Annotated in this window: 14 protein-coding genes; 2 read left to right on the forward strand and 12 right to left on the reverse strand. The window is 72.8% G+C overall.

The genetic code is table 11. The features are described from left to right. Positions 1-12 precede the first annotated feature (12 nt). From ACLBYG_RS17500 to ACLBYG_RS17540, 9 genes are all read right to left on the reverse strand, one after another. Positions 13-489 (reverse strand): SRPBCC family protein, encoded by a 477-nt coding sequence (locus tag ACLBYG_RS17500; protein ID WP_447682223.1) that lies wholly within the window; start codon positions 487-489, stop codon positions 13-15. Positions 490-536: 47 nt separating this feature from the next. After that, positions 537-1,289 (reverse strand): ABC transporter ATP-binding protein, encoded by a 753-nt coding sequence (locus ACLBYG_RS17505; RefSeq protein ID WP_447682224.1) that lies wholly within the window; start codon positions 1,287-1,289, stop codon positions 537-539. Next, positions 1,286-2,095, reverse strand: coding sequence for an ABC transporter ATP-binding protein (locus tag ACLBYG_RS17510; protein WP_447682225.1), 810 nt, complete (start codon positions 2,093-2,095; stop codon positions 1,286-1,288). The genes ACLBYG_RS17505 and ACLBYG_RS17510 overlap by 4 nt, the downstream gene beginning before the upstream one ends. Then, on the reverse strand, positions 2,089-3,129 hold the full coding sequence (locus ACLBYG_RS17515) for a branched-chain amino acid ABC transporter permease (protein ID WP_234083170.1): 1,041 nt from the start codon (positions 3,127-3,129) through the stop codon (positions 2,089-2,091). The genes ACLBYG_RS17510 and ACLBYG_RS17515 overlap by 7 nt, the downstream gene beginning before the upstream one ends. Next, positions 3,126-4,025 carry a branched-chain amino acid ABC transporter permease gene (locus tag ACLBYG_RS17520; RefSeq protein ID WP_447682226.1) on the reverse strand — a complete coding sequence of 300 codons (900 nt, stop codon included), beginning with the start codon at positions 4,023-4,025 and terminating at the stop codon, positions 3,126-3,128. The genes ACLBYG_RS17515 and ACLBYG_RS17520 overlap by 4 nt, the downstream gene beginning before the upstream one ends. 34 nt (positions 4,026-4,059) lie before the next feature. Further along, positions 4,060-5,307, reverse strand: coding sequence for an ABC transporter substrate-binding protein (locus ACLBYG_RS17525; protein WP_447682227.1), 1,248 nt, complete (start codon positions 5,305-5,307; stop codon positions 4,060-4,062). 235 nt (positions 5,308-5,542) lie between these two features. Continuing rightward, a complete protein-coding gene (locus ACLBYG_RS17530) occupies positions 5,543-7,927 on the reverse strand; it encodes a xanthine dehydrogenase family protein molybdopterin-binding subunit (RefSeq protein ID WP_447682228.1) in 2,385 nt (794 codons plus the stop codon). Further along, positions 7,924-8,463 carry a (2Fe-2S)-binding protein gene (locus ACLBYG_RS17535; protein ID WP_447682229.1) on the reverse strand — a complete coding sequence of 180 codons (540 nt, stop codon included), beginning with the start codon at positions 8,461-8,463 and terminating at the stop codon, positions 7,924-7,926. The genes ACLBYG_RS17530 and ACLBYG_RS17535 overlap by 4 nt, the downstream gene beginning before the upstream one ends. Then, on the reverse strand, positions 8,453-9,337 hold the full coding sequence (locus ACLBYG_RS17540) for an FAD binding domain-containing protein (protein WP_447682230.1): 885 nt from the start codon (positions 9,335-9,337) through the stop codon (positions 8,453-8,455). The genes ACLBYG_RS17535 and ACLBYG_RS17540 overlap by 11 nt, the downstream gene beginning before the upstream one ends. A 98-nt stretch (positions 9,338-9,435) precedes the next feature. On the opposite strand from ACLBYG_RS17540, the gene ACLBYG_RS17545 reads away from it, so the two are divergent. After that, positions 9,436-10,128 carry a TetR/AcrR family transcriptional regulator gene (locus ACLBYG_RS17545; protein ID WP_447682231.1) on the forward strand — a complete coding sequence of 231 codons (693 nt, stop codon included), beginning with the start codon at positions 9,436-9,438 and terminating at the stop codon, positions 10,126-10,128. 123 nt (positions 10,129-10,251) lie between these two features. Further along, a complete protein-coding gene (locus ACLBYG_RS17550; RefSeq protein ID WP_447682232.1) occupies positions 10,252-10,680 on the forward strand; it encodes a hypothetical protein in 429 nt (142 codons plus the stop codon). Here the strand turns inward: ACLBYG_RS17550 and ACLBYG_RS17555 are convergent. From ACLBYG_RS17555 to uraH, 3 genes are all read right to left on the reverse strand, one after another. Then, positions 10,677-11,897 (reverse strand): FAD binding domain-containing protein, encoded by a 1,221-nt coding sequence (locus ACLBYG_RS17555; RefSeq protein WP_447682233.1) that lies wholly within the window; start codon positions 11,895-11,897, stop codon positions 10,677-10,679. The two genes, ACLBYG_RS17550 and ACLBYG_RS17555, sit on opposite strands and share 4 nt — an antisense overlap. Before the next feature lie 93 nt (positions 11,898-11,990). Beyond that, a complete protein-coding gene (gene uraD, locus ACLBYG_RS17560) occupies positions 11,991-12,503 on the reverse strand; it encodes a 2-oxo-4-hydroxy-4-carboxy-5-ureidoimidazoline decarboxylase (protein WP_447682234.1) in 513 nt (170 codons plus the stop codon). 5 nt (positions 12,504-12,508) lie between these two features. Further along, positions 12,509-12,862: a hydroxyisourate hydrolase gene (uraH, locus tag ACLBYG_RS17565; protein ID WP_132368751.1), complete on the reverse strand. Its 354-nt coding sequence runs from the start codon at positions 12,860-12,862 to the stop codon at positions 12,509-12,511. Positions 12,863-12,886: the final 24 nt, after the last annotated feature.

The following is a 12,886-nucleotide window of genomic DNA, read 5'->3' on the forward strand; positions in this document are numbered from 1 at the left end:
GACGCGGCTTTCCTAGGCCTCGGCCGCCCTGGGCGCGGCCGAGTCGCCGGTCGCTCCGAGTTCGGCGGCGAACTTGCCGAAGAACTCGTCGGCGAGCTTGCGCGCGGTCGCCTGCATGAGCCGGCCGCCCAGCGTCGCGATCTTGCCGCCGACCTCGGCCTTGGCGGTGTAGGTCAGGAGCGTCTCGCCGCCCTCCGCCGCGAGGCTGACGGCGGCGCGGCCCTTGGCGAAGCCCGCCATGCCGCCGTTGCCCTGGCCGACGAGGCTGTAGCCCTCGGGAGGGCGCATGTCCTCCAGGCGGACCGTGCCCGCGAAGGTCGCCGAGACCGGCCCGACCTTGAGGGCGACCTTGGCCTTCATCTCCTCCGGGGAGGCCTGCACCAGCTCCTTGCAGCCGGGGATGCAGCGGGCCAGCACCTCCGGATCGTTCAGCGCCGCCCAGACGGCCTCCCGCGCGACCGGGATCCGATACGCGCCAGCGATGTCCATCCTGGTCTCCTCCTGACACTGCGCCGCCCACCGGCCGGTGCGGGCGCTCAGACCGCGCAGTAGCGCGCCTGGATCTCGGGATCGTCCCGCAGCGCGGCCGCGGGGGCGTGGTAGACGACGGCGCCGCCGTCGACGATGTAGACGCGGTCGGACACGTCGAGGGCGAGCTCGACGTTCTGCTCCACGAGCAGGATCGTGGTGCCGGCCCGCTTCATCGCGACGAACTGCGCGAACATCTCCTCGACCAGGATCGGCATGATCCCCTCCGAGGGCTCGTCGAGGAGCACCATCACGGGCTCGGCCATGAGCGCCCGGGCGATGGCGAGCATCTGCTGCTCGCCGCCCGACATCGTGACCGCCTCCTGCTTCAGGCGCTGCTTCAGCCGCGGGAAGGTCTCGGCGATAACCTCGATCCGCCGCGCCTCGTCGCGGCGCGTCGCGCGCCCCCCCCGTCCTGCCCCCCGGGCGGCCAGGATGCCGAGGCGCAGGTTCTCCTCCACGGTCAGCCCCGGCACGATGCGCCGCTCCTCCGGCACGTAGGCGAGGCCCTGGTGGAAGCGCTCGTGGGGCGGCCGGTGGAGGATGTCGGCGCCCGCGAAGGTCACGCGCCCCTCGCGCTTCGCCACGAGGCCCATGATCGCCTTCAGCGTGGTGGTCTTGCCGGCGCCGTTGCGGCCGACCAGCGTGACGATCTCGCCGGGGCGCACCTCCAGCGAGAGGCCCTGCAGGATGTGGGAGTGGCCGTACCACGCCCGCAGGTCCTCGACCGCCAGGAGCGGCTGCGTGACGGCGGCGCTCATGCGGTCGTGCCCGTGATCTTGCCCGCCGTGTTGCCCAGGTAGACGCGGCGCACCTCCGGATGCGCCCGGATGTCGTCGGGGCTGCCCTCGGCCAGGAGCTGGCCCTGGTGGAGGACGACGAGGCGCCGGCACAGGCCCATGACGAGCTTCATCTTGTGCTCGACGAGGATCAGCGTCCGGGTCTCGGCGAGGCGCTGCACGAGGTCCATCATCTCGCGCGTCTCCTCGGGGCTCATCCCGGCGGTCGGCTCGTCGAGGAGGAGGAGGCTCGGCTCGGCGGCCAGCGCCACCGCGATCTCCAGGGCGCGCTGCTCGCCGTGGGCGAGTTCGCGCGCGAGGCGGTCCATCCGGGCGCCGAGCCCGACCTCGCCGAGGAGTTCCTCGGCCCGCTCCGCCAGCTCGGGATAGGCCGCGCGGTCCCGGAAGAACGCGAAGCGGACCCGCCGGGCCTGGGCGGCCACCCGGACGTTCTCGCGCACCGTGAGGTGCGGGAAGACGTTGGTGATCTGGAACGACTTGGCGATGCCCATCCGGGCGAAGGCGTGCGGGGCCGCCCCGGTGATGTCGCGCCCGCGGAACAGCACGCGGCCCTCGCTCGGCGGGAAGGCGCCCGAGATCAGGTTGAAGAAGGTCGACTTGCCCGCCCCGTTCGGTCCGATGATCGCGGTGATGCCGCCCTCCGGGAACGCGACGGTCACGTCGGACAGGGCGCGGAAATGCCCGAACCGCTTGCCGAGCCCCTCCGTGGCGAGGATCGGCGGCGCCGTACTCGGAGCCTTTGCCGGCGCGGCGGCGGCGCTCACCATCCGGCCCTCCTCAGGCGCGCCAGCACCTCGCCCCAGATGCCGAGCGGCAGGAACAGCACGAAGGCGATGAAGACAGCGCCGACGAAGAGCTGCCAGTGGCTCGTCACGGTGGCGAGCCCGTCCTGCAGGAGCGCGAAGGTCGCGGCGCCGACGAAGGGCCCGAAGAACGTCCCCATGCCGCCGAGCAGCGCCATCATCACGGCCTGGCCGGAGGTCGAATAGTGCATCGTCTCGATCGGCACGATCGAGAGGTGGATCGCCTGGAGCCCGCCCGCGAGGCCGCACAGGGCCCCGGAGATCACGAAGGCCGCGAGCTTCATGCGGCGCACGTCGTAGCCGCAGGCCTGCGCCCGGCCCTCGTTCTCGCGGATCGCCTCGAGGGCGGCCCCGAAGGGCGACGACAGGAGGCGCGAGAACAGCCAGACCGCGACGCCGACCACCGCCAGCGCGGCGTAGTACTTCACCACCGGGTCGAGGAGGTTGAGGCTGAAGCCCGGCAGGGCGAGCGCCGGCACGTTGATGCCGCGCAGGCCGTTCTCGCCGCCGGTGAAGGCCTCCGCCTGGTAGAAGGCGTAGTAGACGCACATCGACAGCGCCAGGGTCGTCATCGCGAAGTAGATGCCGCGGGTGCGGATCGCCAGCACGCCCATGACGGCGGCGATGAGTGTCGCGAGCAGCGTGCCGGCGACGAGGGCCAGGGCCGGGTGCAGCCCGTAATGGACGATGGCGATGCCGCAGCCGTAGGCGCCGCCGCCCAGGAAGGCGGCGTGGCCGAAGGACAGGAGCCCGGTATAGCCGAACAGCAGGTTGAACCCGAGGGCGTAGAGCCCGAGCACCAGGATGTTCACGGCAAGGGCCTGGTAGGGCGCGATCCAGGGGAACACGAGGAGGAAGGCGAGCGTCAGGGCGACGCGGTGCCGGCCGCACCACGCCAGCCGGCGCCCGGCCCGGCCGGAGCCCGGCCGGGCCGCCGGCAAGGTAGCCGGAAGGGCGCCGCCCTTCGTGACGGCGGAGGCGGGAGCGCGGGCGCTCATCCGAGGGCTCCGGCCCGGCCGAGGAGGCCCCGAGGCCGCACGAGCAGCACCAGGGCCATGAGGGCGAAGATCGCCATCTTGGTCATGTCGGGGGCGACGAGCGACGTCATCGCCACCACGATCCCGACGATCAGCCCGGCGAGCACGGCCCCGGCCAGCGAGCCCATGCCGCCCACCACCGTGACCACGAAGGCCTCGGCGAGCACCGGGACCCCCATCTCGGGCGTGACGCCCTGCAGGGGCGCGGCGAGGATGCCGGCGAGCCCGGCGAGCGCGCAGCCGAGGGCGAAGACCGCGAGCCAGACCTTGGTGATCTCGATGCCGAGCACCTGCACGATCTGCGGGTCTCGGGCGCCGGCCCGGATCACGAGGCCGAAGGGCGTGCGCTCGATGAACAGCCACAGGGCGCCCACCACCGCCAGCGCGAACCCGATCAGGAACAGGCGGTAGAGGGGGAAGTAGCCGATGCCGATGTCGACCGCGCCGCGCAGCTCGGGCGGCGCGCCGAAGGGCAGGCCGGTCAGCCCGAAGGCGATGCGCACGCTCTCGACCATCACGTACGACAGGCCGAAGGTGAGGAGCAGCGGGTCGTCGATGCCGCGCCCGTAGAGGGGGCGCACGAGCGCGCGCTCCACGGCGAGCCCGAGGAGCCCCATCGCCAGCGGCGCCGCGACGAGACTCAGCCAGAAGCTGCCGGTGTAGCCGTACAGGAAGACGCCGACATAGGCGCCGACCATGAAGAACGCGCCGTGGGCGAAGTTGACGACGTTCATCAGCCCGAAGATCAGCGACAGGCCGATGCCGACGAGCACGTAGATCGCTCCCAGCGCGATGCCGGTCACGAGCTGGAGGGCGAGGAGATCGAGGGAGAAGCCGCCGATCGTGATGGCGCTCAAGGCCGCGCCCTCCCGCGGGTTCGCACGGAGCGCCTCACGCCTTGTGCCCGAGTTCGTCGCAGCCGCGCAGGAAGCGCTCGTCGGGCCCCTCCGTGCCGAGGATCGTGAAGACGTCGTCCGGCGTCTTCATGTCCTTCGACTTCGCCTCGACGATCAGGACCGACTGCACCGACTGGTGGTCGCATTTCCGGAAGCTCTGCGGACCCTTGTAGAAGTCGGCCTTCAGGGCCTCCATGGCGGCCACGACCTTGTCGGTCTCGACCGACCCGGCGGCCTTCACGCCCTCCAGCACCGAGCGGACGCCGGCATAGCCCAGCGCCCCGTAATCCGACGGGACGGCGCCGTTGTAGGCGGCGCGGAACCGGTCGTTGAACGCCTTGGCGGAGGGCACGCTGTCCTCCAGGCGCCAGTAGTAGGAGGTGCCGCCGATCACGCCGTCGAAGGCGTCGCCGCCGGCCTTGCGGGCGGTGAAGAGCAGGACCGGCGCGACGAGCTTGGTCGAGCGCTTCAGGCCGAACTCGGTCGCCTGCTGGATCGAGACGACCTGATCCCGCCCGAAATTGCACAGGCAGAGCACGTCGGGCTTGAGCGCGGCGATCCGGGGCAGGAAGGCCGAGTAGTCGGAGGCGCCGATCGGGTGGCGGATGTCGGCCACGACCTCGATGCCCGAGGCCTCGCCGGCGCGCTTGAACCCGCGCATCATCTCGTGGCCGTACGCGTAGTCGGCGCTGAGGAAGGCGACGCGCTTGCCGGACTTCGGGAAGACGTAGCGGCCGACCGCGCCCGCGGTCATGTGCGGGTTCAGGGCCTCGTGGAAGGTGGTGCGGCCGAAATCCTTGGCCTCGTTGATCGCGTCGGACTGGCTGATCGAGTTGTAGATCACGCCGCGCTCGCGGGCGACGTTGTTGATCGACAGAGTCACGGCCGCCGAGAGGCCGCCGACCAGGAAGTTGACCTTGTCCTTCTCGATCAGCTCGAGGGTCCGGGTCGCCGCCTCGCCGGGGTTGAGCTTGTCGTCGCGCACGAGGAGCTCGGCCGTGCGGCCCTGGAAGCCGCCGGCCTCGTTGAACGCCTTGACGGCGAGCTGGGCGGCGCGGACCTGGTCGTTCGCCTCGGCCCCGAAGGCGCCGGTGAGCGGCACCGGGAAGCCGATCCGGATCGGGCCTCCGGTCGAACCGCCTTGCGCGATCGCGGAGCGCAGGAGCGCCGGGGCGGCGAGCGCCAGCGCGGATGCGGCGGCGCTGCCCTGGAGCAGCCGGCGCCTGTCGAAGCCCGTTCCCATTCCCGTCCCTCCGTCGGCGTTTCCTCGTCGGGACCGGTCTCTTCGGCGGACCGTGCCCCGTGATGGTCGATGTGTCGTCGTGGTCGATGTGTCCTGACCGGAGAAGGCCATCCGTCCTTGCGAGCGCAGCGAAGCAATCCAGGGAGCCGCCACGTTCGGCAGCGTCCCGCTGCCCTGGATTGCTTCGCTGCGCTCGCAAAGACGGCGAAGCCTATCCGGTTTATCCGTCCTGTGATCAGATCAATCCCAGCGCCTCCAGCACGACCTCGGGGGTCACCGGCTGGCGCGCGACCCGGGCGTCCAGCGGCGCGAGCGCGTCGTTGATGGCGTTGACGACCGCCGCCGGCGCGCCGGCGGTGCCGGCCTCGCCCGCGCCCTTGGCGCCGATCTCGGACGACGCGGTGGCCGAGACCACGTGGGCGACGTCGATATCGGGCATCTCGCCGGCCATCGGCACGAGGTAGTCGGCCATCGACCCGTTCAGCAGCTGCCCCTCGCCGTCGTAGAGGCAGTGCTCGAACAGGGCCCCGCCGATCCCCTGGACGATGCCGCCGCGGATCTGCTCGTCGACGAGGAGCGGGTTGAGCACGGTGCCGCAATCCTCGACGCACCAGTGCTTGAGCAGCTGCACGAAGCCCGTCTCGGTGTCGACCTCGACGTAGGAGGCCTGCACGCCGTTGGTGAAGGCGAAGGGGTAGTCCTTGGGCACGTAGTGCCGGGTCGCCACGAATTCGGGCTGCACCCCCGGCGGCAGCGTGTCGGGGCGGAAGTAGACGATGCGGCCGAGCTCCGCGAGCGGCATGCGCTCGGTCCCGGTGCCTGCGTCCACCACGGCGCCGTCGCGGACGTCGAGGCTTTCCGGATCGGCCTGCAGGATCGCGCCCGCCACCGCCAGGACGTTGCCGCGCAGCGCCTTGCCGGCCTGCCACGCGGCCTCGCCGCCGATGCCGGCCCCGCGCGAGGCCCAGGTCCCGCCGCCGTAGGGCGTCGACTGCGTGTCGCCGGAGATCACCCGGACCTTGTCCATCGGCACGCCCGTGGCGGTGGCCACGATCTGCGCGATGATGCCCTCGGTGCCCTGGCCCTGCTCGGTGACGCTGACCGACGCGACGACGCCGCCCTGCGGATCGAGCCGGATCGTGCAGCCGTCCTGGGAGGAGATGCGCGCGCCGCCGACCCCGTAGAAGGCCGCCGACGGGTTGGTGATCTCGATGAAGGCCGCGAGCCCGATGCCCCGGTGGATCCCCCGCCGGCGCAGGTTCGCCTGCTCGGCCCTGAGACCGTCGTAATCCATCATCGCCTTGAGCTTGGCGAGCGCCGCCTGGTGGGACAGCTTCTCCAGCTTGATCCCCGAGACGCCCGCGCAGGGATAGGCGTCGTCCGGGATGACGTTGCGCTCGCGCACGGCCAGGGGATCGAGGCCGAGCCGGGCGGCGCCGAGATCGACGAGCCCCTCGGCCACCATCGTGGCGATCGGGTGCCCCACCGCCCGGTACTGGCAGGTCGGCGCCTTGTTCTGGAGCACGATCCGGGCTCGGGCCCGGTAGTGCCGGTGCCGGTAGGGGCCGCCGGTCAGGTTGACGACCTGGTTGGCCTCGACCGCGCTGGTGCGCGGGTAGACCGAGTAGGGCCCGATGCCCGTGAGGTCGTCCATGTCGAGGGCGAGGATGTCGCCCTCGGCCGAGAAGGCCATCCGGGCGGTGACCCGGTGGTCGCGGGCATGGATGTCGCTCTGGAAGCTCTCCAGCCGGTCGGCGACGAACTTGACCGGGCGCTTGAGCATCAGCGCCAGCGCGCAGGTCGCCATCTCGTCGGGGTAGATGTGGACCTTGATCCCGAAGGACCCGCCGACATCCTTGCAGATCACCCGCACCGCCCCCTCGGGGAGGGCGAGGTGCTTGCACAGGATGTCCTGCATCATGTGCGGCGCCTGGAAGGAGTGGTGGACGGTGAGCATCCCGTCCGCCGCCGCCCAGTCGGCCAGGATCGCCCGCGGCTCCAGGCACACGCCCGTGTGCCGGCCGAACTGGAAGGTCTCCTCGACCACCAGGGCCGCGTCGCGGAAGGCCGCGTCGACGTCGCCGACGTCGAGGACGCGCTCGAAGGCGAGGTTGTCGCCGAGCTCGGCGTGGATCGCGGGCGTCGCGGGATCGAGCGCCGTCTCCATGTCGACGACGGCGGGGAGCGGGTCGAACTCGACCACGACCGCCGCGAGCGCGTCTTCGGCCTCGGCCCGGCCGTGCGCGACGACCGCGCAGAACGGCTCGCCGACCCAGGTCACCCGGTCGAGGGCCAGGGCGTGCTGGGGCGCCGAGCGCAGGCCTTTGAAGTGGCCGAGCACGCCGACCCACGGCGTGCACACGGCCGCCAGTTCGGGCCCCGTCACCACGGCGATCACGCCGGGCATCGCCTTCGCGTCCGCGGTGTCCAGGGCGACGATGCGGGCGTGGGCGTGGGGGCTGCGCAGGAAGGCGACGTGGCCGAGGCGGGCGACGGCCACGTCGTCCACGTAGACGCCCCGTCCCTCGAGCAGGCGCCGCGCGTTCGGCCGCGGGACCGAGCGGCCGATATAGCTGTTCGGCCGGTCGAGGAAGGTGAGGCCGCCCGGATCCGCGCTCATTCGGCGGCCTCCAGGCCGGCATCCCTGCCGGCATCCCGGCGACCTTGCCCGCGCGCCTCGGCGGTCGCCACGATGGCGTCGACGATGGCGTGGTAGCCGGTGCAGCGGCAGTAATTGCCCGCGATCGCCGCGCGGATCGCCTCGCGCGAGGTGGCCGCGTCCGCGTCGTCCAGGAGCTCGGCGGCCGTCACCAGCATGCCGGGGGTACAGTAGCCGCATTGCAGGGCGTTGCGGGCGTGGAAGGCGTCCTGCAGGTCGCGGATGCGCCCGCTCTCGGTCAGGCCCTCCACGGTCTCGACGGTGGCGCCGTCGGCCTGGACGCCGAGCATCAGGCAGGACCGCACCGCCCGGCCGTCGACCAGGATCGTGCAGGCGCCGCACACCCCGTGCTCGCAGCCGAGATGCACGCCGGTGAGGCCGAAGGACTGGCGCAGCAGGTCGCCGAGATGCATCCGGGCGGGGACATGCGCCCGCACGGCCTCGCCGTTCAGCGTGAAGGCGACCGCGTGCGCGCGATCGGGGCTCTCAGACGCCATCGGGACCGCCCTCCTGCGCGCTGCCGCCGCGCATCCTCGCCGCCACGCGGCCGAGAATCACGCGGGCGAGGTGGAGCCGCGTCGCGGCCTTGGTCGTCGGGTCGTCCGGCGGGTCGAGCTCACCGGCGAGCGCCGCCTGGGCGCCCGCGAGATCGCCGGCCTCCAGGGCCGCCGCGGCGGCGCGGGCGAGCACCGGCCGGTCGGCCACGCCGAAGAAGGCGAGGCGCAGGTCCGACAGGCCGCCCGCGGACCGCCGCCCGGTCGCCGCGAGGCCGACGAGGGCGTAGTCGCCGTGGCGGCGCGACAGTTCCTCGAAGCCCCAGACCGCGTCGGCCCCCGGCACCGGGAACTCGATCGCCGTGACGATCTCGCCGGGCTCCAGGGCCGTCGTGTAGAGGCCCTGGAAGAAATCGTCCGCCGGGACGCGCCGCTCGGTCCCGGGCCCGCGCACCACGATCGAGGCGCCGGCGGCGAGGCAGCAGGCGGGCCACTCGGTGGCCGGGTCGGCCAGCGCCACCGAGCCGCCGATCGTGCCGCGGTTGCGGATCGCCGGATGGGCGATGTGCGGCAGGGCGGCGGCGAGCAGCGGCAGGCGCTCGCGCACGAGTTCCGCGGTCCCGACGTCGCGGTGGCGCGTCATGGCGCCGATCCGAACAATGCCGCCGGCCTCGCCGCCGGCCTCCGATACACCGGTGAGTTCGGGGATCGCGTTGAGGTCGACCAGCAGGCCGGGCGCCGAGAGCCGCATGTTGAGGGCCGTGACGAGGCTCTGGCCGCCCGCCAGCGGAACGGCGTCCTCCCCGTGCTCAGCGAGCAGGGCCAGCGCCACGTCGAGCGAGGCCGGACGCACGTAGGCGAAGTCGGGCGCCTTCAAGCCCTGGTCCTCCTCCCGATGGGCTTGCCCATGACCGCCCCGATGGGACAGGCTGGAGGCCCTTATTGATCGTTCGCTCAATAGAAGGCGAAACCGAGATGGCGTCAAGCAGCCCGGCGGACAGTGACGGTCGGGTGCCGACCGGCCGGCGGCTGACGCCGGAGGCCCGCGAGCGCCAGATCGTCGAGGGCGCGGTCGCCTACTTCGCCGAGGTCGGCCTCGACGGGCACACCCGGGAGCTCGCCCGCCGGCTGGGCATCACGCAGCCGTTGCTGTTCCGCTACTTCCCGACCAAGGCGGCGCTCATCGAGCGCATCTACGAGGAGGTCTATCTCAGGCGCTGGGATCCCGGCTGGGAGGCGACGGTGCGCGACACCGCGCTCCCCGTCCTCGAGCGCTTCCGGCGCTTCGAGATCGACTACCAGCGCCGGATCGACGACTACGCGTGGCTGCGGATCTTCGTGTCGGCCGGTCTCAAAGGGTTCGATCTGCCGAGCCGCTACCTCGGCATGGTCCGCGCGCGCATCTTCGCGCCGCTGCTCGCCGGGATGCGCGCCGAGTCGAACCTGCCGGACCCTGAGGTGCAGCCGCTCGCCGCGGACGAGTTCGAGCTCCTGTTCGGCATCCACGGCGCGCTGGTCTACGTCGGCCTGCGCTCGCGGGTCTACGGCATGGACGGCACGGCGGACCGCGACGCGGTCCGGGCCGCCATGCTCGACGCCGCGCTTCCGGGGCTGCTCGCCACCCACCGCCGGGTGGTGACGGCGGCGCGGTCGTCCGACGCGCTGTAGGGCCGTCCCGGGATCCCCGGATCACGGGAGGCGCCGGTCTGGCCCGCCCGCGTCACCGAAGCGGGCCGCCGCGGCGATGACTTTCGCGGGAACTGCGTTAGCCTCGCGGGCCGGAGGAACGCCATGACCCAGGGAACGGAACCGGCGGCGCTGCCGCCCCACTTGGCGCAGGAATACGCGGCGGCGCGGGACAACGGCTGCGTCGGCACCCGGCTGCTCTCGGAGGATCACCGCTCCCGGGTCTGGACCATCGTCCTGGCGCCCGGCGCCCGGATCGGCTTCCACACGCACGTGCTCGACTATTTCTGGACCGCGGTGACGGCGGGGCGGGCCCGCTCGCATTACGGCGACGGGCGGGTCGCGGAGGTCGATTACCGCGCGGGCGACATCCAGCACCTGTCGTTCGGGCCGGGCGAGTCGATGACCCACGACCTCGCCAATATCGGCGACACGGAGCTGATCTTCACCACCGTCGAGTTCCTGGACAGCGCGAACCCGCCCCTCGCGCTCCCGGCCGCCGTGCGCGCGGAGGCGACCCGCCGCGCGGCCTAAGCGAGAGGGACATCGGGCGGCACCGCCGTCCCGGCCATCACCGCCTCGGGGCTGCGGTACCGCGCCGCCGCCGCCCGCTCGGCCGCGCCGCGCTGCTGCGCCTGCAGGTACGCGCCGAGATCGCGTCCCCGCGCCACGACGGCCGCGCCGTAGGCGCGTCGGCGCGCCTCGAAGGCCGTGAGCGCGGCGTCCACGTCGCCGCCGGCCGCGTCCAGGGCGTCCGCGAGGGCGGCGGTGTCCTCCATGGCCTTGGTCACGCCCATCCCGACATGGGGCCGGGCCACGAAGGCGGCGTCGCCGATCAGGGCGACGCCGCGGGCCGGGATCATGGTCGGCGTCTCGATGTCCAGGATCGCCTGCAGGAACGGCTGCTCGGCGCGCAGCATGACCTCGGCGAAGGGCGGCGCCAGGATCCGCGCCGCGTCGGCGCGCATCGCCTCCAGCACCGCGGCCTTGATGCGGCCCGGCGGGATGGAGAGGGCGTGGCGGACGCCGCCGGTATCGGTCAGCAGCGCGGCGAGCGCGGCCTCCTCGGTCGGCCTGTACCAGACCGCGTTGAAGCACAGCCCGGCGGCCTCGTCCGCGCGCCCGGGCACGGGATAGCCGAGGATCTGCTCGCCCGGAGGCAGGCAGAACGCGAAATGGCCGCCGATCGCCTCCCGGGTCGCCGGCGCGAGGGCCGCCGCGTCGACGACGGCGCGCCACGCCACGTAACCGGCGTAGCGCGGCGCGACACCGCTCAGGAACCGGGACCGCACCGTCGAGAACTGCCCGTCGGCGCCGACGAGGAGATCCGCGGAGATCCGGCGACCGTCCTCGAAGAAGGCGACGACGCGCGCGCCGTCGGATTCGACCGCGGCGAGCGCCGCGCCGTAGCGGACGCTGTCCGGGGGCGCGGCGTCCAGGAGCAGGCCGTAGAGCCGTCCCCAGCTCGCCAGCACCTGCGGCAGGCTCCGCTCCGCGATCACGGTCCCGTCCCGGTCGAGGACCCGGCGGCCCTCGACGGTGACGCCGAGATCGCCCGCCCCGGCCGGAGCACCGCAGCGCGCCAGCACCGCCCGGAGGCCGGGATGCGTGACGATCCCCGCCCCGCGGCCGGTGAGCGCGGCCGCCGACCGCTCGAACACCGTGACGGCGTGGCCGCTTTGCGCGAGCAGGCACGCCGTGGTCAGCCCGGCGATCGAGCCGCCGATGACGGCCACGTCCAGTCGCTTCATGCAGCCCTCGAACCGGGACGGCGGTCCCGACCGCGCCCAGCATGGACGCGCCCGGCCGGCCGGCCAAGATCGAAATCGCCGCGGGGCGCCGCGCTAGGCCGGCCGCACCAGCCGGTCGAGCCGCATCCGGGTGATCGCGCCGATCTCCTCCAGGGCCGTCGCCTCCTCGTCCGCGACCGCGCGCGCGAGGCGCTCCTCGAACAGCGCGCGGATCTCGCGCAGGTCCCGGCCGCGCACGGCGACGATGAACGGGAAGCCGAACCGGTGCCGGTAGGCGGCGTTCAGCCGGTCGAAGGCCGCGGCGTCCGCCTCCGTCAGCCGGTCGAGGCCGGCACTGCCCTGCTCCTGCGCGGAATCGGCGGTCATCGCCCGGGCCCGGGCTTCCGGGCCGGCGAGTTCGGGATGGCCGTTGAGGAAGGCCAGGCGCACGTCCGGCGGCGCCGCGCGCACGGCCGCCATCATCGCCCCGTGGAGAGCGTCGAGGTCGGCGAAGGGCGCCGCGCCGTGGGCGGCTCGGGCGACCCAGGGCGCGTGCTCGAAGACGCCGCCGAGATACGCGACGAAGGCGTCGCGCTCGAGGGCGTTGAGGCGGTCGAGGTCGATCATGCCGCTCAGCTTCCGCGATAGGTGGTGAAGCTCGACGGGGCGCACAGCATCGGCACGTGGTAATGCTGCTTGGCGTCGAAGACGGCGAACCGCACGACCGGGTTGTCGATGAAGATGTCGGCCTCCGCGGTGCCGGCCCGGCCCTGGAAATACGGGTCGACGAAGAATTCCAGCTGGTACTGGCCGGTCTCGGCCTTGTCGGCCGGGAGGATCGGCGCGTCGGTCCGGCCGTCGGCATTGGTGACGACGCTCTTCACGAGCCGCCACTGGCCGTTCTCGAGGACGGAGAAGTCGATCCGGACCCCCGCGACGGGGCGGCCGCGATCGGTGTCGAGGACGTGTGTGGTGATGCCCGCCATGCCGGGTCTCCTTGTCGCGTCGGG

It is taken from the genome of Methylobacterium sp. D53M (assembly GCF_053345625.1).